This window comes from Pseudomonas sp. S1_G07 (genome assembly GCF_054668565.1).
On sequence record NZ_CP162778.1, the window covers coordinates 31929 to 50997 of the forward strand.

General features: G+C 59.8%; 14 protein-coding genes. 8 read left to right on the top strand and 6 right to left on the bottom strand.

All coding sequences use genetic code 11. From position 1 onward, the window contains the following. Position 1: 1 nt before the first annotated feature. From folK to AB4O05_RS00185, 8 genes are all read left to right on the top strand, one after another. Positions 2-499, top strand: coding sequence for a 2-amino-4-hydroxy-6-hydroxymethyldihydropteridine diphosphokinase (folK, locus tag AB4O05_RS00150; protein ID WP_460133964.1), 498 nt, complete (start codon positions 2-4; stop codon positions 497-499). A gap of 227 nt (positions 500-726) precedes the next feature. Continuing rightward, the gene (panB, locus tag AB4O05_RS00155) at positions 727-1527 is read left to right on the top strand and encodes a 3-methyl-2-oxobutanoate hydroxymethyltransferase (RefSeq protein ID WP_460133963.1); all 801 of its coding nucleotides are present in this window, start codon (positions 727-729) and stop codon (positions 1525-1527) included. Next, a complete protein-coding gene (gene panC, locus AB4O05_RS00160; protein WP_460133962.1) occupies positions 1524-2375 on the top strand; it encodes a pantoate--beta-alanine ligase in 852 nt (283 codons plus the stop codon). The genes panB and panC overlap by 4 nt, the downstream gene beginning before the upstream one ends. A gap of 224 nt (positions 2376-2599) precedes the next feature. Then, positions 2600-4264 carry a glucose-6-phosphate isomerase gene (gene pgi / locus AB4O05_RS00165; RefSeq protein WP_460133960.1) on the top strand — a complete coding sequence of 555 codons (1665 nt, stop codon included), beginning with the start codon at positions 2600-2602 and terminating at the stop codon, positions 4262-4264. 106 nt (positions 4265-4370) lie between these two features. Then, a complete protein-coding gene (gene acs, locus AB4O05_RS00170; protein WP_460133959.1) occupies positions 4371-6308 on the top strand; it encodes an acetate--CoA ligase in 1938 nt (645 codons plus the stop codon). A gap of 16 nt (positions 6309-6324) precedes the next feature. After that, positions 6325-7194, top strand: a complete 870-nt coding sequence (locus AB4O05_RS00175) for an oxygenase MpaB family protein (RefSeq protein ID WP_460133957.1) — start codon at positions 6325-6327, stop codon at positions 7192-7194. A 66-nt stretch (positions 7195-7260) separates the two neighbouring features. Continuing rightward, positions 7261-8277: a class I SAM-dependent rRNA methyltransferase gene (locus tag AB4O05_RS00180; protein ID WP_460133955.1), complete on the top strand. Its 1017-nt coding sequence runs from the start codon at positions 7261-7263 to the stop codon at positions 8275-8277. 87 nt (positions 8278-8364) lie between these two features. Beyond that, complete coding sequence (locus tag AB4O05_RS00185; RefSeq protein WP_460133954.1) at positions 8365-11298, top strand: DUF748 domain-containing protein; 2934 nt, start codon at positions 8365-8367, stop codon at positions 11296-11298. 161 nt (positions 11299-11459) lie between these two features. Here AB4O05_RS00185 and AB4O05_RS00190 read toward each other — a convergent pair whose 3' ends face one another. The 6 genes from AB4O05_RS00190 to infB form a co-directional block, all read right to left on the bottom strand. After that, positions 11460-12083 (bottom strand): BON domain-containing protein, encoded by a 624-nt coding sequence (locus AB4O05_RS00190; protein ID WP_460133953.1) that lies wholly within the window; start codon positions 12081-12083, stop codon positions 11460-11462. Positions 12084-12377: 294 nt separating this feature from the next. After that, positions 12378-14483 (bottom strand): polyribonucleotide nucleotidyltransferase, encoded by a 2106-nt coding sequence (gene pnp, locus AB4O05_RS00195; RefSeq protein ID WP_460133951.1) that lies wholly within the window; start codon positions 14481-14483, stop codon positions 12378-12380. Between the two features lie 196 nt (positions 14484-14679). Next, positions 14680-14949, bottom strand: coding sequence for a 30S ribosomal protein S15 (gene rpsO, locus AB4O05_RS00200; protein WP_003176135.1), 270 nt, complete (start codon positions 14947-14949; stop codon positions 14680-14682). 115 nt (positions 14950-15064) lie between these two features. Beyond that, positions 15065-15982 carry a tRNA pseudouridine(55) synthase TruB gene (gene truB, locus AB4O05_RS00205; protein WP_014719950.1) on the bottom strand — a complete coding sequence of 306 codons (918 nt, stop codon included), beginning with the start codon at positions 15980-15982 and terminating at the stop codon, positions 15065-15067. A 3-nt stretch (positions 15983-15985) separates the two neighbouring features. Beyond that, positions 15986-16381 (bottom strand): 30S ribosome-binding factor RbfA, encoded by a 396-nt coding sequence (rbfA, locus tag AB4O05_RS00210; RefSeq protein ID WP_003176137.1) that lies wholly within the window; start codon positions 16379-16381, stop codon positions 15986-15988. Between the two features lie 159 nt (positions 16382-16540). After that, positions 16541-19066: a translation initiation factor IF-2 gene (gene infB, locus AB4O05_RS00215; RefSeq protein ID WP_460133950.1), complete on the bottom strand. Its 2526-nt coding sequence runs from the start codon at positions 19064-19066 to the stop codon at positions 16541-16543. Positions 19067-19069 lie beyond the last annotated feature (3 nt).

The window sequence follows — 19069 nt, forward strand, 5'->3', positions numbered from 1 at the left end:
CGTGGAACGCATCTACATCGGCATGGGCAGCAACCTGGCTGCCCCGGACCAGCAATTGCGCAACGCTATCGAAGCTCTGGCGCAATTGCCTGGCACCCACCTGGTCGGCGTGTCCTCCTTCTATCAAAGCGACTCCCTGCTCCCGGGCCAACCGCGCTATACCAATGCGGTCGCGGCCCTGGACAGCCGCCTCGCGCCACTGGAACTGCTGGATGCGCTGCAAGCCATCGAAAACCACCAGGGGCGCGAACGCCTTGAGCGGTGGGGCCCACGCACCCTCGACCTGGATATTCTGCTGTTTGGCGAGCGTCTGATCGACGAGCCGCGTCTCAAGGTGCCCCATTACCAGATGCACCTGCGGGCGTTTGTACTGTATCCCCTGGCCGAACTGGCTCCCTCATCTCTGCTGCTACCCGATGGCCAGCAACTCAGTGACCTGCTGACGGCCTGCCCATTCGTCGGTCTGGAACGTGTATCTCCATCCAGCTCTCACAGCTGAATCGCATCAGTAACAGCGGTAACACCGCCCGCGTAACAATGCGGTAACACATCCAATTGACTTCCCGTGCCCTCCTCACGACTATAGGCGTCCCGCTGCCGCCAACCCGGCGCTGAAGGGCGCAATCCAGGCCATATAAGCACTGCTCTCAAGACGGTGCGCCTGTATAGACGAAGACTCACGCGCGTTACTCGCAGTTTCCAAGCGCCTGAACGAGGACCCTTTTCATGCCAGACATTACCCTGACCACCTTGCAGAGCCTCAAGCTCAAAGGTGAAAAAATCACCATGCTGACCTGCTACGACGCCACCTTCGCCCAAGCCAGCTGCCAGGCCGGGGTTGAAGTGCTGCTGGTAGGCGACTCCCTGGGCATGGTTCTTCAAGGGAATGACAGCACCCTGCCGGTGACCACCGACGAACTCGCCTACCACACCGCCAGCGTCAAGCGCGGCAACGACGGCGCCTTCATCATCGCCGACCTGCCGTTCATGGATTACGCCACCCTCGAACAAACCTTCCAGAACGCCGGCAAGCTGATGCGCGCCGGTGCGCACATGATCAAGGTGGAAGGCGCCGTATGGCTCGCCGAATCGATTCGTCTGCTGGCTGAACGCGGTGTGCCGGTGTGCGCGCATATGGGCCTCACGCCGCAGTCAGTGAACATCCTCGGTGGCTATAAGGTGCAAGGCCGCAACGAAGCCCAGGCGCGCCAGATGCGGGCCGATGCCATTGCCCTGGAACAGGCAGGTGCAGCGATGATCCTGCTCGAATGCGTGCCCAGCGAACTGGCGGCGGAAATCACCCAGGCCGTCAAAGTGCCAGTGATCGGCATTGGCGCAGGCTCGGCCACCGATGGCCAGGTGCTGGTATTGCACGACATGCTCGGCCTGTCGATGACCGGGCGCGTGCCGAAGTTCGTGAAGAACTTCATGGCCGGCCAGGACAGCATCCACGCCGCATTGAGTGCTTACGTCGCCGAAGTCAAAGGCGTGACCTTCCCGGGCGCCGAACACGGATTTTCTGCATGAACACCGTAAAAACCGTACGTGAACTGCGGGCGGCTGTCGCCCATGCCCGCAAAGCCGGCAAACGCGTCGGCTTCGTGCCCACCATGGGCAACCTGCACAGCGGCCATGCCGCCCTGGTAACCAAAGCCGTGCAGCAGGCCGACTTCGTCGTCGCGAGTATCTTCGTCAACCCCCTGCAATTCGGCGCTGGCGAAGACCTGGATAAATACCCGCGCACCCTGGCCGCCGACCAGGAAAAGCTCCTGCAAGCCGGCTGCAACCTGCTGTTCGCACCGACCGTCGAGGAAATGTACCCCGGCGGCATGACCGGCCAAACCCGTGTCAGCGTCCCGCAACTGTCCGAAGGCCTGTGCGGCGCCAGCCGCCCCGGGCACTTTGAGGGCGTGGCCACGGTGGTCAGCAAGTTGTTCAACATGGTCCAGCCGAACATCGCGGTGTTTGGCCAAAAGGATTACCAGCAACTGGCGGTCATCCGCGCCATGGTCCATGACCTGAACATACCGATCCAGATCGTCGGGGAGCCCACCGTGCGCGCCGACGACGGCCTGGCGCTGTCTTCACGCAACGGATTCCTCAGCGAACAAGAACGCGCAATCGCGCCCGTGCTCTACCGCAGCCTCAGCCAGATTGCCGCCGCCATTAAAGGCGGTGACCACGACTTCGCCACGCTGCGCGCCGAACAGGTGCAGCAGATCGAAGCCGCCGGGTTGCGCCTGGATTACCTCGAAGTGCGCCAGGGGGTGCACCTGCGCCCGGCCACACCTGAAGATCGGGACATTGTGATTCTGGTAGCCGCCTTTCTCGGCACGACGCGCCTCATCGACAACCTGCACCTGAACCTCAACTGACCCCCTCTGAACAGCTCGCCTGTTGCCCTGAAGGCTGTGCCGGTATAAAAAAGTACCGGCCACAGCGCAGACAAAGCCAAGACATATCGACACGCTAGGTTTAATGTAATCGCCCGGCGCTAAGGTTAGCGCTGCCTGGAACCCAATCCTTGATATCAGACTGGATGTTCCGGGCTTTGAAGTGTCCTAAAGGCAGTCCCCGTAATAAAAGGAAACCCGCAGCGATGGCGTACTACCGCACCCCTCATGACGTTACCGCTCTGCCCGCCTGGCAAGCGCTCAATCAACATCGCCAAGCCATGCAGGATTTCAGCATGCGCGAAGCGTTCAATGCCGATCCCCAGCGTTTTTCCCAATTCACCCTGAGCAGCTGCGGACTTTTCCTCGATTACTCGAAAAACCTGATCACCAGCGAAACCCGTGACCTGCTGGTGGCGCTGGCCAAGGAAGTCGGCCTCAAAGACGCGATCAACGCGCTGTACGCCGGCGAGCCGGTCAACTCGTCCGAAGGCCGCCCTGCCCTGCACACTGCCTTGCGCCGCCCGGTGGGCGACAAGCTGTCGGTCAATGGCGTGAATATCATGCCCGACGTGCACAAGGTGCTGAACCAGATCACCGACCTGGTTGGCCGCATCCACGACGGCCTGTGGCGCGGCTACACCGAGAAGCCGATCACCGACGTGGTGAACATCGGCATCGGTGGCTCGTTCCTCGGCCCGGAGCTGGTTTCCGAAGCGCTGTTGTCCTACGCCCATAAAGGCGTGCGCTGCCACTACCTGGCGAACATCGACGGCAGCGAGTTCCACGAACTGACCATGAAGCTGCGCGCCGAGACCACGCTGTTTATCGTCTCGTCGAAGTCTTTCAACACCCTTGAAACCCTGAAAAACGCCCAGGCCGCCCGCGCCTGGTACCTGGCCCAGGGGGGCTCGGAAGCCGAGTTGTACCGCCACTTCATCGCCGTATCGAGCAACAACGCGGCAGCCGTGGCCTTCGGTATCCGCGAAGAAAACATCTTCCCTATGTGGGACTGGGTCGGCGGCCGTTACTCGCTGTGGTCGGCCATCGGTCTGCCAATTGCCCTGGCCATCGGCATGTCCAACTTCAAGGAACTGCTGTCCGGTGCCTACACCATGGACCAGCATTTCCAGAACGCACCGTTCGAAGACAACATGCCGGTGCTGCTCGGCCTGCTGGGGGTGTGGTACGGCAACTTCTGGGGTGCCCAGAGCCATGCGATCCTGCCGTACGACCACTACCTGCGTAACATCACCAAGCACTTGCAACAGTTGGACATGGAATCCAACGGCAAGAGCGTGCGCCAGGACGGTAAACCCGTGTCCACCGATACCGGCCCAGTGATCTGGGGTGGCGTGGGCTGCAACGGTCAGCACGCGTACCACCAGTTGCTGCACCAAGGCACCCAACTGATCCCGGCCGACTTTATCGTGCCGATCGTCAGCTTCAACCCGGTGTCCGACCACCATCAATGGCTGTACGCCAACTGCCTGTCCCAGAGCCAGGCGCTGATGCTCGGCAAGACCCGCAGCGAAGCCGAAGCCGAGCTGCGCGACAAAGGCATTGCGGAAGACGACGTGCAGAAGCTGGCACCGCACAAGGTGATCCCGGGCAACCGTCCGAGCAACACCCTTGTGGTCGAACGTATCAGCCCGCGACGCTTGGGTGCCCTGGTGGCGATGTATGAGCATAAAGTGTTCGTGCAGAGCGTGATCTGGGGCATCAACGCCTTCGACCAATGGGGCGTGGAGCTGGGCAAGGAGCTGGGCAAAGGCGTGTACAACCGCCTGACCGGCGCCGAAGAAAGCGTGGCCGAAGACGCCTCGACCCAGGGCCTGATCAATTACTTCCGCGGTCGTCACCGCGGCTGATCCAGGTACTCGCAAGGCCAACGTGCGTTTGGACGTTGGCCTTGAACCCTCCCCACACAGGGTGCATCTTTATCACTTGTCGCAAAAACAAGAATAAGGATCGCTCATGTTCGATATCAGCACGTTTCCCACCGCCGATGCCGTCCGCCGGGCTGCGCAACTCAGTCAAGAGGACTACCAGCGCCTCTATCGCCAATCCATCGAACAGCCGGACACCTTCTGGGCCGAACAGGCCAAGCGCTTTCTCGACTGGATAACACCGTGGCACACCGTGCAGCAGTCAGACATCAAGACGGGCGCCGCCCAGTGGTTTGCCGGCGGCCAATTGAACGTCAGCTACAACTGCATCGACCGTCACCTGGCCCAGCGCGCCGATCAGCCGGCCTTCATCTGGGAAGGCGATGATCCGACAAAATCTTCAAGAATCACTTACCGCCAACTGCACCAGAACGTCTGTCGCCTGGCCAATGTGCTGAAAAGCCGTGGCGTGGAAAAAGGCGACCGCGTGTGCATCTATATGCCGATGATCCCGGAAGCGGCCTACGCCATGCTGGCCTGCACACGGATTGGCGCCGTGCATTCGGTGGTGTTCGGAGGGTTCTCGCCGGACGCCCTGCGCGATCGCATCCTGGATGCCGACTGCCGCACCGTGATCACCGCCGACGAAGGCGTGCGCGGCGGCAAGGCCGTGGCACTCAAGCAGAATGTCGACAAAGCCTTGGCCAGTTGCCCGAATGTCAGCACCGTGGTGGTGGTTGAGCGCACCGGTGCGGCCGTGAACTGGAGTGAAGGCCGCGACCTCAAGTATCAACAGGCCGTGGACGCCGCGAGCGACGATTGCCCACCCGAACCGATGGACGCCGAAGACCCGCTGTTCATCCTCTACACCTCCGGCAGCACCGGCAAACCCAAGGGCGTGCTGCACACCACCGGGGGCTACCTGCTGCAAGCGGCAATGACCTTCAAGTACGTGCTCGACTACCGCGATGGCGAAGTGTTCTGGTGTACCGCCGACGTAGGTTGGGTCACCGGCCACAGCTACATCGTGTATGGGCCGCTGGCCAATGGCGCCACCTCTCTGATGTTCGAGGGCGTGCCGAGCTACCCGGACAGCTCGCGCTTCTGGCAGGTGATCGACAAGCATCAGGTAAACATCTTCTACACCGCGCCGACCGCTTTGCGCGCATTGATGCGCGAAGGCCACGGCCCGCTGGAAACCACCTCCCGCGCCAGCCTGCGCTTGCTCGGCAGCGTCGGCGAGCCGATCAACCCAGAGGCCTGGGATTGGTACTTCAACGCCGTCGGCGAGCAGCGCTGCCCCATCGTCGACACCTGGTGGCAGACCGAAACCGGCGGCATCATGCTCAGCCCACTGGTCAGTGCCCAACGGATCAAGCCGGGCTGCGCCACCCAGCCGATGTTTGGCGTGCAGCCGGTGCTGCTCGATGAACAAGGCAAGGTCATCAGCGGCGCAGGCAGTGGCGTATTGGCGATCAAGGCCAGTTGGCCGGGGCAGATTCGTAGCGTCTACGGCGATCCGCAGCGCATGATCGACACCTATTTCAAACCCTATCCCGGTTACTACTTCACCGGTGATGGCGCGCGACGCGATGAAGACGGCGACTACTGGATCACCGGCCGCATCGACGATGTGATCAATGTGTCCGGCCACCGTATCGGCACCGCCGAGGTGGAGAGCGCCCTGGTGCTGCATGACCAGGTAGCCGAAGCCGCCGTGGTCGGCTACCCCCACGATGTCAAAGGCCAGGGTATCTATGCCTTCATCACGCCGATGAATGGCGTGGAGCCCAGCGATGCATTGAAAAAACACCTGCTGGAGCTGGTCAGCAAGGAAATCGGCAGCTTTGCCAAGCCGGAACTGATCCAATGGGCGCCGGCCCTGCCGAAAACACGTTCCGGCAAGATCATGCGGCGTATTTTGCGCAAGATCGCCTGCAACGAACTGGACAGCCTGGGTGACACCTCGACCCTGGCCGACCCCAGCGTAGTGGACGGCCTGATCGACAAACGCCTGAACCGCTAGGAAACCCTGAGTCGCCATGGAATTTATCCGCAGCCGCATCGAAACCCAGTTGATGAGCCTCACCGGCCTTTCATTGGGCCAACTGGACCTGGAAAACCCCAAGGGCGATCCAGGCCTGTTCGGTCCCGACTCGGTCAGTTGGCAAGTTCACGGCGACTTCAGCAGCATGCTCATCGGCGGCATCAGCGCCCTGATGCTGCAAGCCTTGCACCCCTTGGCTCTGGCAGGGGTGTGGGACCATTCCAATTTTCGCCAGGACATGCTCGGACGCTTGCGTCGCACCTCGCAGTTCATTTCCGGCACCACCTTCGGCTCGCGTAAAGACGCCGAATGGCTGATCGACAAAGTGCGCACCATTCACTTGCAGGTGGTTGGCCACGCCCCGGATGGGCGGCCTTACGCGGCCAGCGATCCAGACCTGCTGACCTGGGTGCATGTGGCGGAGGTGAGCAACTTTCTCGCCGCCCACCTGCGCTACCGCAACCCACACCTCTCGGGGCGCGACCAGGATCGTTACTACAGTGAGATTGCCCTGGTCGCCGAACAATTGGGCGCGCGACAAGTGCCACGCTCACGGCAGGAAATTGCCGATTATCTGACGCGTATCCGCCCGCAACTGCTGTGCGACGAGCGCAGTCGAGAAGTGCTGCGCCTGCTGCTGAATGCGCCCTCGCCCAGCACCCTGGCCAAGCCTTTTGGAACCCTGATGATGCAAGCCGGGATCGACCTGCTGCCGGATTGGGCCAGCGCCATGCTCGACCAGCACCAAAGCCCGCTGCAGCGCCAGATGGTGCGCGCCGGGGTCAGACGCAGCGCGCCATTGTTACGCTGGGCAATGCGCAATGGATCGGTGCAGCGTGCGCACCGGCGTATGGGGTTGGTGTAGGCATGGCTCCATAGCTGTTAAACTCCGCGCCCTCATTGGCCCCATCTACTTAGCAAGGCGCGCCCCATGTCTTCCTTGAATCAGGCGCTGCGCGCCGCCCTCGATCATCGCCAAGACCTGATCCGCGAACTGCACGCCCAAGGCACCGATTGCTATCGGCTGTTCCATGGCAGCCAGGAAGGCGCCGGTGGCCTGACCATCGACCGCTATGGCCCGCAGCTGCTGGTGCAGAGCTTCTACCAGACGCTGGAAGCCACGGACCTCCTGGACCTGCACCAACGGATCAACCAGTACATGGGTCTGGAACTGCTGCTGGTTTACAACGACCGCTCCCGGGGTAACTCGCGGATTGATCGCGAGGACTCGGTATACCGCGCCGAACCCGCTGCGCTGGAAGACCTGGTCGGCCACGAGTGGGGCCTCAATTACCGTGTACGCGGGCGCCATGCCGGGCAGGATCCATTGCTGTTCCTCGACCTGCGCAACACCCGTGGCTGGGTCAAGGACCACAGCGCCGGCAAAAGCGTGTTGAACCTCTTCGCCTACACCTGTGGCGTCGGCCTGAGCGCCGCCGCCGGTGGCGCGCGCGAAGTGTGCAACCTGGACTTCGCCGAGGGCAACCTGGCGGTCGGTCGTGAAAACGGCCTGCTCAACCCGCAATTGCCAACCATGACCTTCGTGCAATCGGATTACTTCCCGGCGATTCGCCAACTGGCGGGCTTGCCGATCACCCAGCGTCGCGGGCAGAAACTGCCAAGCTATCCACGCCTTGAGCAATGCCAATACGACCTGGTATTGCTTGACCCGCCGGCATGGGCCAAGAGCGCATTCGGCACCGTCGACCTGCTGCGCGACTACCAAAGCCTGCTCAAACCCGCGCTGCTTGCTACCGCCGACGATGGCGTACTGATCTGCTGCAACAATCTGGCAAAGGTCAGCATGGAGGATTGGCGCGAACAGGTCCTGCGCTGCGCGGAGAAAGCCGGGCGCCCGGTGCGTGACTGCACAGTGATGACGCCAGGGGCCGACTTCCCTTCGCAAGATCAGCAGCCACCGTTGAAAACCCTGATCCTGCAGCTGTGAGATTCGTCTGAAAGGCGCGGTTCTTCGGAACCGAAAACCCGTGCCATACTCCAAGGCACTCCTGTTTGACATAGATGGCGCCGCCCCATGCCCAAAGGATTGATTCGCGCCGCAGGCGCCTTGTTGACCGCCCTTGCGTTGTACAGCTTGCTGGGCTTTTTGATTCTCCCTGGCATCGCCCTTCGCATAGCCAACCAACAGTTGGCCCATTACGCCACGGTGCCGGCCCGGATCGAACGAATCGAGCTCAACCCGTTCAGCCTGGAAGTCACCGCATGGGGCTTGAAGATCGGCGAACCCGGCAAGGAACAGCTGGGCTTCGAGCGGCTTTATGCCAACCTGCAGATCGACAGCCTGTGGACCCGCGCCCTGCACCTGGCAGATGTGCAACTGGACAAGCCCAAGACCGAGTTGCTGTTCGACAAGTCAGGCCAATTGAACTTGGCGCAGCTGTTCAAGCTGCCGCCGAGCGAGCCCACCCCGGCCGATCCAGAGGCCAAGCCGTTCCCGCTGCGTATCGATGGCATCCAGCTGGCGGGCGGTTATGTACACTTCCAGGACCTGCGCCCCAGCGAACCCATCGAATTTCTCTACGACACACTCGACTTCGAGCTGAAGAACCTCAGCACGCTGCCAGAAGACAATGCGGACATGACCTTGGTGGCCGCCGGCCCCGAAGGTGGGCGCATCGACTGGAAAGGCAATGTCAGCCTGGTGCCGATCACTTCCGAAGGTACGTTGAAAGTCACCGGCGGCAAGATGAAAGCCTGGTGGCCGTATGTGCGCGACGCCTTGCCGCTGGTGCTTGAGAACGGTGTGCTCGACTTCAGTACCGAGTACACCTTCAGCCTGGCCAACGAGACCAAGTTGAACCTGACCAACACCGCCGCCAGCATCGCGCCGTTCGCTATCAAGGCACCGGATGGGCGGCCGCTGGTACGCCTGGAGCGTTTGGACATCAGCGACACCACGGTGGACTTGGCCAAGCAGCAGGTGGTGGTCGGCAAGATCCGCAGCAACAAACTGGAAACCTGGGCTGCCCGTGAAGCCGATGGCCAGTTGGATTGGCAGAAACTGTTCGCCGGCCAACCCCGCAAGCCGGCCAAGGCGCCGGAGCCAGCCACTGCACCGGCCACCGCGGACTCGCCAAAACCTGAACCCGCCGCACCGAGCAAACCCTGGCAAGTGCTGCTCAAGGACGTGCAACTGCGCAACTATCAAGTGCACCTGGCTGACCGCCAGGCCAAGCCTGCGGTGGCGCTGGAACTGGGCCCGTTGAACGTCGATGTGCAGAATTTCGATAGCCTCAACCAGAGCCCATTTACCCTCAAGGTCGACAGCGGCCTGGGCAAGCAAGGCAAGATCCAGGCAAGTGGCCAGGTCAACCTCAACCCTGTCAGCGCCAAGCTGAAAGTGAACACCCAGGACATCGACCTGCGGGTCGCCCAGTCCTATATCAGCCCGTTCATTCGGCTGGAACTGCGTAGCGGCATGCTTGGCAGCGATCTTGACGTCAACCTGAAAAGCACCGATCCCCTGGCACTGCAGATCACCGGCCGCGCGCAGGTCGACCAGTTGCACACCCTTGATACGCTCAAGACCCGCGACTTCCTCAAATGGCAGCGCCTGGTACTCGAAGGCGTGAATTACCAGCACGGCGACAGCCTGTCGATCGACAAGGTCAACCTGCTGCAACCGTATGCACGCTTCATGATCAACGATGACCGCACCACCAACATCGACGACTTGCTGATCCCGCAGCCCGCCGACAGTGGCGCCAAGCCCGCAGCCAAACCTGCCGCGAGCAAAGAAAAACCCCTGGGCATTCATATCGGCCAGATCGCGATCAACGACGGTTCGGCCAACTTTGCCGACTTCAGCCTCACCCCCAACTTCGCGACGGCGATTCAACAGCTCAACGGGCAGATCGGCACCATCGACAGTCGCCAGGCCAAACCGGCCAGCGTGGATATCAAGGGCAAGGTGGACCGCTATGCACCGGTCACCATCAAAGGCAGCGTAAACCCGTTCGACCCGATGGCGGCGCTGGACATCGCCACCAGTTTCAAACGTGTCGAGCTGACCACCCTGACGCCCTACTCGGGCAAGTTCGCCGGTTTCCGTATCCGCAAAGGCCGCCTCAACCTCGACCTGCACTACGTCATTACCAAGGGCCAGTTGAAGGCCGAAAACAAAGTGGTGGTCGAGCAATTGCAACTGGGTGAGAAAGTCGACAGCGCCGACGCCGTCGACTTACCGATCCGCCTGGCAATTGCCCTGCTTAAAGACAGTGATGGCAAGATCTCGATCGAGCTTCCGGTCAGCGGCGACTTGAACAACCCGCAATTCAGCGTGATGCCGATTGTATGGCAGACCCTGCGCAACCTGGTGGTACGCGCGGCCAGCGCACCGTTCAAGTTTATTGGCGGGCTGGTTACCGGTGGGGGATCGGAGGACCTGGGCAGCGTGTCGTTCGCGCCAGGCTCCAGCGAACTGAACAAAGACGCCGAGGGCGCCCTGAATACCTTGGCCAAAGCGCTGAAAGAACGGCCTGCCCTGCGCCTGGAAATCGAAGGCACCGCCGCAGCCAGCAGCGACGGCCCTTTCCTGGCCGCCCAGCGCCTGGAACGGGAATATCAATACAACTACTACAAAATGCTGCAACGCCGTGGTGACAAAGTCCCGGCCCAAGCCTCCCTGCTGCAAGTCCCGGAAAGCGAAAAGGCTGCTTTGCTTGAAGGTATCTACCGCACGCGTTTGAAACAGCAACCGCCGGCAGAATGGAAAGAGCTCAACCGTGATGACCGTTCGGCCAAGCTCAAGGAAGGCGTGATCACGTTCTGGAGCGGCAGTGACGTACTATTGCGCCAACTGGGCCAGGACCGTGCGAGCACGATCAAGGACTACCTGGTGGATAAAGCGCAATTGGAAGATGACCGGGTCTATTTCATTGACGCGCAACTGGGCCAGGCAGAGAAAGATGGCCGAGTGGTTACGCCAATGCATCTGGATGCCGAGTAACTGCAAAAAAGCACCCAGCCCCAAATAGAACAGGCCCCGACACAAGTGCCGGGGCCTGTAATGACCACATCCGTGTGGTCGGTCGCATGAACCTTAGAGGTGCATTGAGTGGATAACTAACTCACGCGCCGCCGCCACTCGTTCAAACGAATTGTTAGACGTTATTCTGCTTTCAGGCCATCGGCCGATACAGCTTTAACGCCTTTGATTTTCTTGGTGATCGCCACAGCGGTCGCTTTCTGCGATTCAGTCACGGCAGTAGCCGACGACAGGGATACGACGCCTTTGTTGGTTTCGACCTTGATGTCGGTGCCCGGAATGCCCTTCTCGGTAACCAGGTCAGCTTTCACTTTGGTAGTGATCCAAGTGTCACTGGTTGCGCCCTTTGCATCAGCGGCTGCGCCTTTGGTTTTGTCGATACCATCAGCCTTGGTCGCGCCACCAGCCATCAGACCATCAGCGGATACGGCAGTCACACCTTTGATTTTCTTGGTGATCGCTACAGCAGTCGCTTTCTGCGCGTCCGAGATAGCTACGTCCGAAGACAGGGAAACCACGCCTTTGTTGGTCTCAACCTTGATGTCCGAGCCTGGAATGCCTTTTTCAGTCAGCAAGTCAGCTTTGACTTTGGTGGTGATCCAGGTATCCGAAGTGGACTCTTTGGCCTTGGTCATTTCACCGGCAGCCAGAGTCATTGGCGCCTGGGTAGGCTGGGCAAATGCAGCGTTAGCCATAGCCAGGGTCAAAGCGGTAGCCGTTGCGGTAGCGAGAGCGAACTTCTTCATACGAGTAACTCCTGTTTTATTGAAAGTCTGCAGTGTGTGAACCTTGATGCTGCAGCGTTAACAGGGATATTGCAGGCAATGTGCCAAGTCAGAGGACCAAAATAAAACCTTTAAAATCAATTGGTTACTAAATGAAAGGAAATCCGGAATCGTGCAACTTGCATGAAGTGCGGCGCACCTGCATGCAAGTTGCGGCTTTTGGCGGTTATTAAACACCTGATTTTCAGGCACTTTCTTGCAGGCATAAAAAAAGGACTCCGCAGAGTCCTTTTTTCAGCGTAAAGCCTTGGGTAATTAAACGCCCGAAGCTTTGGCTGCTGCTACGTCCTTGATGGATAGCTTGATACGACCGCGGTTGTCCACGTCCAGTACCAGCACTTCCACTTCCTGGCCTTCTTTCAGAATGTCGGTCACTTTTTCAACGCGAGCGTCGCTCAGCATGGAGATGTGAACCAGACCGTCTTTGCCCGGCAGGATGTTGACGAATGCGCCGAAGTCGACGATGCGCTCAACCTTACCCACGTAGATCTTACCGATCTCGGCCTCGGCGGTGATGCCCAGAACGCGCTGACGCGCGGCTTCTGCGGCTTCCTTGGTTTCGCCGAAGATCTTGATCGAGCCGTCGTCTTCGATATCGATCGAAGCCTTGGTCTCTTCGCAGATCGCACGAATGGTCGCGCCACCTTTACCGATGACATCACGGATTTTGTCGGTGTCGATTTTCATCGCGATCATGGTCGGAGCATTTTCCGACAGCTCGGTACGCGACTGACCAATGATCTGGTTCATCTGGCCGAGGATGTTCAGGCGCGCTTCCAAGGCTTGGCCCAGAGCGATCTCCATGATTTCTTCGGTGATGCCTTTGATCTTGATGTCCATCTGCAGCGCGGTCACACCTTTGGCAGTACCGGCTACTTTGAAGTCCATATCGCCCAGGTGGTCTTCGTCACCCAGGATGTCGGTCAGGATGGCGAACTTCTCGCCTTCTTTAACCAGGCCCATGGCGATACCGGCAACCGGTGCCTTCATCGGCACACCGGCGTCCATCAGAGCCAGGGAAGCACCGCAAACGGAAGCCATGGAGCTGGAGCCGTTGGACTCGGTGATTTCCGAGACAACACGGATGGTGTACGGGAATACGTCAGCAGCCGGCAGCATGGCCTGGACCGAACGACGCGCCAGACGGCCGTGACCGATTTCGCGACGGCCAGCACCGCCCATGCGACCACACTCGCCCACCGAGAACGGCGGGAAGTTGTAGTGCAGCATGAAGGGGTCTTTTTTCTCGCCTTCCAGGGTGTCCAGCAACTGTGCGTCACGGGCAGTACCCAGGGTCGCCACTACCAGGGCCTGGGTTTCACCACGGGTGAACAGGGCCGAACCGTGAGTCTTCGGCAAAACGCCGACTTCGATGTTCAGCGGGCGCACGGTGCGGGTGTCGCGGCCGTCGATACGTGGCTTGCCGTTAACGATGTTTTCGCGGACGGTGCGGTATTCGATTTCACCGAATGCAGCTTTGACGTCGCTGGCGGAAGGCTGGCCTTCTTCGCCGGACAGCTTGGCCACAACCTGGTCCTTCAGCTCACCCAGACGAGCGTAACGGTCGGCCTTGACGGTGATGGTATAGGCCTGGGAGATCGCCTCGCCGAACTCGGCGCGGATAGCACCCAGCAGCTCGGTGGCTTCCGGGGCTGCTGCCCAGGTCCAGGTTGGCTTGGCGGCTTCGGCGGCCAGTTCCTTGACCGCGTTGATCACAACCTGGAACTCGTCGTGAGCAAACAGTACAGCGCCCAGCATCTGGTCTTCGGTCAGCTCTTTGGCTTCCGATTCAACCATCAGTACGGCTTCCGAAGTACCGGCAACGACCATGTCCAGGCTCGAAGCTTTCAGTTGCTCGTAAGTCGGGTTCAGCAGGTAGCCGGTGCTTTCGTGGAACGCAACGCGAGCAGCGCCGATCGGGCCATCGAAAGGAATGCCGGAGATGGCCAGGGCCGCCGAGGTACCGATCATCGCAGCGATGTCCGGATCGGTCTTCTTGCTGGTGGAAACGACGGTGCAGACAACCTGCACTTCGTTCATGAAGCCTTCCGGGAACAGCGGACGGATCGGACGGTCGATCAGTCGGGAAGTCAGGGTTTCTTTCTCGGAAGGACGACCTTCGCGCTTGAAGAAACCGCCAGGGATCTTACCGGCAGCGTAAGTTTTTTCCTGGTAGTGAACGGACAGAGGGAAGAAGCCCTTGCTCGGATCAGCGGTCTTGGCGCCAACAACGGTCACCAATACGGTGACGTCATCGTCAACGGTAACCAGCACTGCGCCGGAGGCTTGACGGGCGATACGGCCTGTCTCGAGGGTAACGGTCGACTGACCGAACTGGAATTTTTTGATAACCGGGTTCACGGTGTCCTACCTTCTTTGTGGCTCTTGGGGGAACTTGTCTTCTTGCGAAATTCTTGGGCAATGTCGGGAATCGGCCCAACCCTTGTCCAGGGGTAAAACGTGTATCCAGATAAAACTTGAGGCTGGGAGCCTACCATGAGCCAGCGGGAATCCCACTGACACACGGCAGACAACCAACCTCTAGCGCAATCGCTTATTAGCGACGCAGACCCAGGCGACCGATCAGAGCCTGATAACGACCCAGATCCTTGCCTTTCAGGTAATCCAGCAGCTTACGACGCTGGTTTACCATGCGGATCAGACCACGACGGGAGTGGTGATCTTTACCGTTGGCCTTGAAGTGACCTTGCAGCTTGTTGATGTTGTGGGTCAGCAGTGCAACTTGCACTTCTGGCGAACCAGTGTCACCAACAGCTTGCTGGTAGTCAGCTACGATTTGTGCTTTTTCTTGAACGTCGAGAGCCATGAGGCAATCCTTCTTTCAGGAAACCACCCAAAGGGCGGTTTCAACAGGCCAGGGACAAATCCCTGTATCTAAAAATGAGTGTTGACCATGCCTGTTAACAGCCACACTCGTTCGGTCATTCTGACCGAATCAGTCGACGCGGCGCGATGCGCCCGTCTTCGCTCACTTCACCGATACCGATAAAGCGACCGTTATGATCTTGTACCCGCACCATGCCGAACTTCGGGGCATCCGGTGCGCGTACCGGCTGGCCGTTGAGCCAGTAGAACGCGCTGTGCTCCGAGAAGTGCAGCAGTGGCCAATCCAGCAGCCCACTGTCCGATGGCATCAGGAAGCGATCAACCGCTTCATTGCCGCCTTCGGCGTGTACCGCCTCCAACTCTTCCAGCGTAACTGTCTGGGCCAGGCTGAAAGGCCCTGCCTGGGTGCGTCGCAGTTCTGCAACGTATGCACCGCAACCGAGCTTTTCACCAATATCTTCCACCAGGGTACGGATATAGGTGCCTTTGCTGCAGTCTACGGCCAAGCGAGCGGTGTCGCCTTCGCAGGCGAGCAGTTCCAGCCGGGCAATAGTAACAGAACGCGGTTCGCGCTCCACCACTTCGCCCGCGCGTGCCAGCTTGTAAAGGGGCTGCCCATCGCGCTTGAGGGCCGAGTACATCGGCGGTATCTGACTGATTTGCCCACGAAAAGCGGGTAAGGCAGCCTCGATATCAGCACGACCAACGGTCACGTCGCGAACCTGCAAAACATCACCTTCAGCATCCGCCGTGGTGGTGGTTTTGCCCAGTTGCATCAGGGTTTCATAACCCTTGTCGGAGTCGAGCAGGTATTGCGAGAACTTGGTCGCCTCGCCAAAGCACAATGGCAATACGCCGGTGGCCAATGGATCGAGGCTGCCGGTGTGCCCGGCCTTCTCGGCGTTGAGCAACCAGCGAACCTTCTGCAACGCGGCATTGGACGTAAAACCAATGGGCTTATCGAGCAAAATGATGCCGCTGACATTGCGACGGATACGTTTGACCTGAGCCACCGCTTACTCCTTGGCGTCTTCAGGTGTCGACGGGTGTTGGCTGTCTTCAGCCACTGCACGCTCGATCAGTGCCGACAGGTGCGCGCCACGCACGACACTTTCGTCATAGTGGAAATGCAGCTGCGGAACGCTGCGCAGCTTCATCTCACGGGCCAACTGCATGCGCAGGAACCCTGCTGCCGAGTTGAGCACCTTGATGCTTTGTGCGATTTCTTCGCTGTTGTCCTGGCCCATCACGGTGATGAAGATCTTTGCGTGACCGACGTCACGGCTCACTTCAACGGCGGTGATGGTGACCAGGCCAACGCGCGGGTCTTTAACTTCGCGACGAATCAGTTGAGCCAGCTCGCGCTGCATCTGATCGCCGATACGCTGGGTACGGCTGTATTCTTTTGCCATGTCTTGTTACCTGTTACTGCCACACGGTGAAACCCGTGGGGTCTGAAAGCGGCAAACGCCCGGCCTGACAAAAGCCAGACCGGGCGTTGCGTTTAGAGTCCTGACGCGGCGTGGGGCATGTGCATGCCCACACCCTGCGTGGCTCCTGAAGTGCGCGAGTTAGAGGCTGCGAGCAACCTGAACCTTCTCGAATACTTCGATCTTGTCGCCCACCTTGACGTCGTTGTAGCTCTTGACGCCGATGCCGCATTCCATGCCGGCACGCACTTCGGAAGCGTCATCCTTGAAGCGGCGCAGGGATTCCAGCTCGCCTTCGAAGATAACGATGTCTTCACGCAGTACACGGATTGGACGGTTACGGTGCACGGTGCCTTCGACAACCATGCAACCGGCGATCGCGCCGAATTTCGGCGAGCGGAACACGTCACGCACTTCGGCGATACCCAGGATGTTCTCCCGGACGTCACTGCCAAGCATGCCGGTAAGGGCTTTCTTGACGTCTTCGATGATGTCGTAGATGACGTTGTAGTAACGCATGTCCAGGCCTTCCTGCTCGACGATCTTGCGAGCGCCAGCATCGGCACGCACGTTGAAGCCGAACAGTACAGCGTTGGAAGCCAGTGCCAGGTTGGCGTCGGACTCGGTGATACCACCGACACCGCCACCGACAACACGCACTTGCACTTCGTCGTTACCCAGGCCATTCAAGGCGCCGTTCAACGCTTCGAGGGAACCACGAACGTCAGATTTGAGGACGATGTTAAGCGTCTTCTTCTCTTCCTGGCCCATGTTCTCGAAGATGTTTTCCAGCTTGCCGGCGTGAGCACGGGCCAGCTTGACTTCGCGGAACTTGCCTTGACGGAACAGAGCCACTTCACGGGCTTTCTTCTCGTCGGCCACCACGCTCATCTCGTCGCCAGCATCCGGGGTTCCGTCCAGGCCGAGAATCTCGACAGGGATGGCCGGACCGGCTTCCTTGATGGACTTGCCGTTCTCGTCGAGCATGGCACGTACACGGCCGTAGTTCGAACCGACCAGCACCATGTCGCCCTGGCGCAGGGTACCGTCTTGCACCAGCACGGTTGCAACCGGGCCACGGCCCTTGTCGAGGCGGGACTCAACTACGACACCACGGCCAGGAGCCGATGGGGTAGCGGTCAATTCCAGAACCTCGGCTTGCAACAGAACGGCTTCGAGCAGTTCGTCAACGCCGGTACCCATCTTCGCCGAGACCGGTACGAATGGAGTGTCACCACCCCATTCTTCGGAAGTCACACCGTGAACCGACAGTTCGCTGCGGATGCGATCGAGATCAGCGCCCGGCTTGTCGATCTTGTTCACCGCAACCACCAACGGTACGCCAGCAGCCTTGGCATGCTGAACGGCTTCAATGGTTTGCGGCATCACGCCGTCGTCTGCGGCAACCACCAGGATCACGATGTCGGTCGCCTTGGCACCACGGGCACGCATTGCGGTAAACGCAGCGTGACCTGGGGTGTCGAGGAACGTCACCATGCCGCGGTCGGTTTCAACGTGGTAAGCACCGATGTGCTGGGTGATACCGCCAGCTTCGCCAGCAGCCACCTTGGCACGACGGATGTAGTCGAGCAGGGACGTTTTACCGTGGTCAACGTGACCCATTACAGTCACGACCGGAGCACGGGAAACGGCCTCGCCTTCAAACTTCAGGGACTCAGCCAGGGAATCTTCCAGAGCGGTGTCGCTGACCAGGGTCACTTTGTGGCCCAGCTCTTCAGCAACCAGTTGGGCAGTTTCCTGATCCAGTACCTGGTTGATGGTGGCTGGAGTGCCCAGCTTGAACATGAACTTGATGATTTCAGCAGCCTTGACCGACATCTGCTGGGCCAGATCGCCCACAGTGATGGTCTCGCCAATCTTCACTTCACGCACGACAGGGCCGGTTGGGCTCTGGAAACCGTGAGCGTTGCGCTTCTTCAGCTTGGCCTTGCCGCGACCACCGCGACGGAAGCCATCGCTTTCTTCGTCGGTAGTACGTGGGGCAACGCGTGGCGCAGGCGCTTTCTCTTTGACCGAAGCGCGATGCGGAGCGTTTTTACGCTCACCATCGCCACCACCGCCACGACGACTGTTATCGTCGGCACGTGGTTTGTCCGGGCGACGAGGTTCTTCGCGCTTGCGAGCATCGGCGGCAGGTGCTGGAGCAGCGGCAACCGGAGCGGCCTCGCGCACAGCTTCTACAGGCGCACCTGGCGCAGCGACCGCTTCAGTGGCAGCAGGTTGCGCAGCAGCAGGCTGGCGACGCGCTTCTTCTTCGGCGCGACGCTTGGCTTCTTCTTCAGCCTTCTGACGAGCAGCATTTTCTACTGCGCGACGTTCTTCCAGCTCGCGTTTGCGCTCGGCTTCGATTTCTTCCGGGCTGCGCTGTACGAAGACTTTCTTCTTGCGTACTTCAACGCTGATGCTCTTGCTACCAGCAACACGCAGTGTGCTGGTGGTTTTGCGCTGCAATGTAATCTTGCGCGGTTCTTCCACTTTCGCCTTGTGGCTGCTCTTCAAGTGAGTCAGCAAAGACTGCTTCTCACTATCGCTCACACCTTCATCGGCGGCGGTGTGCGGCAGACCTGCCTCACGCATCTGCTGCAACAGGCGCTCTACCGGTGTTTTGACCTCATCGGCCAGTTGTTTCACCGTGACTTGCGTCATGCA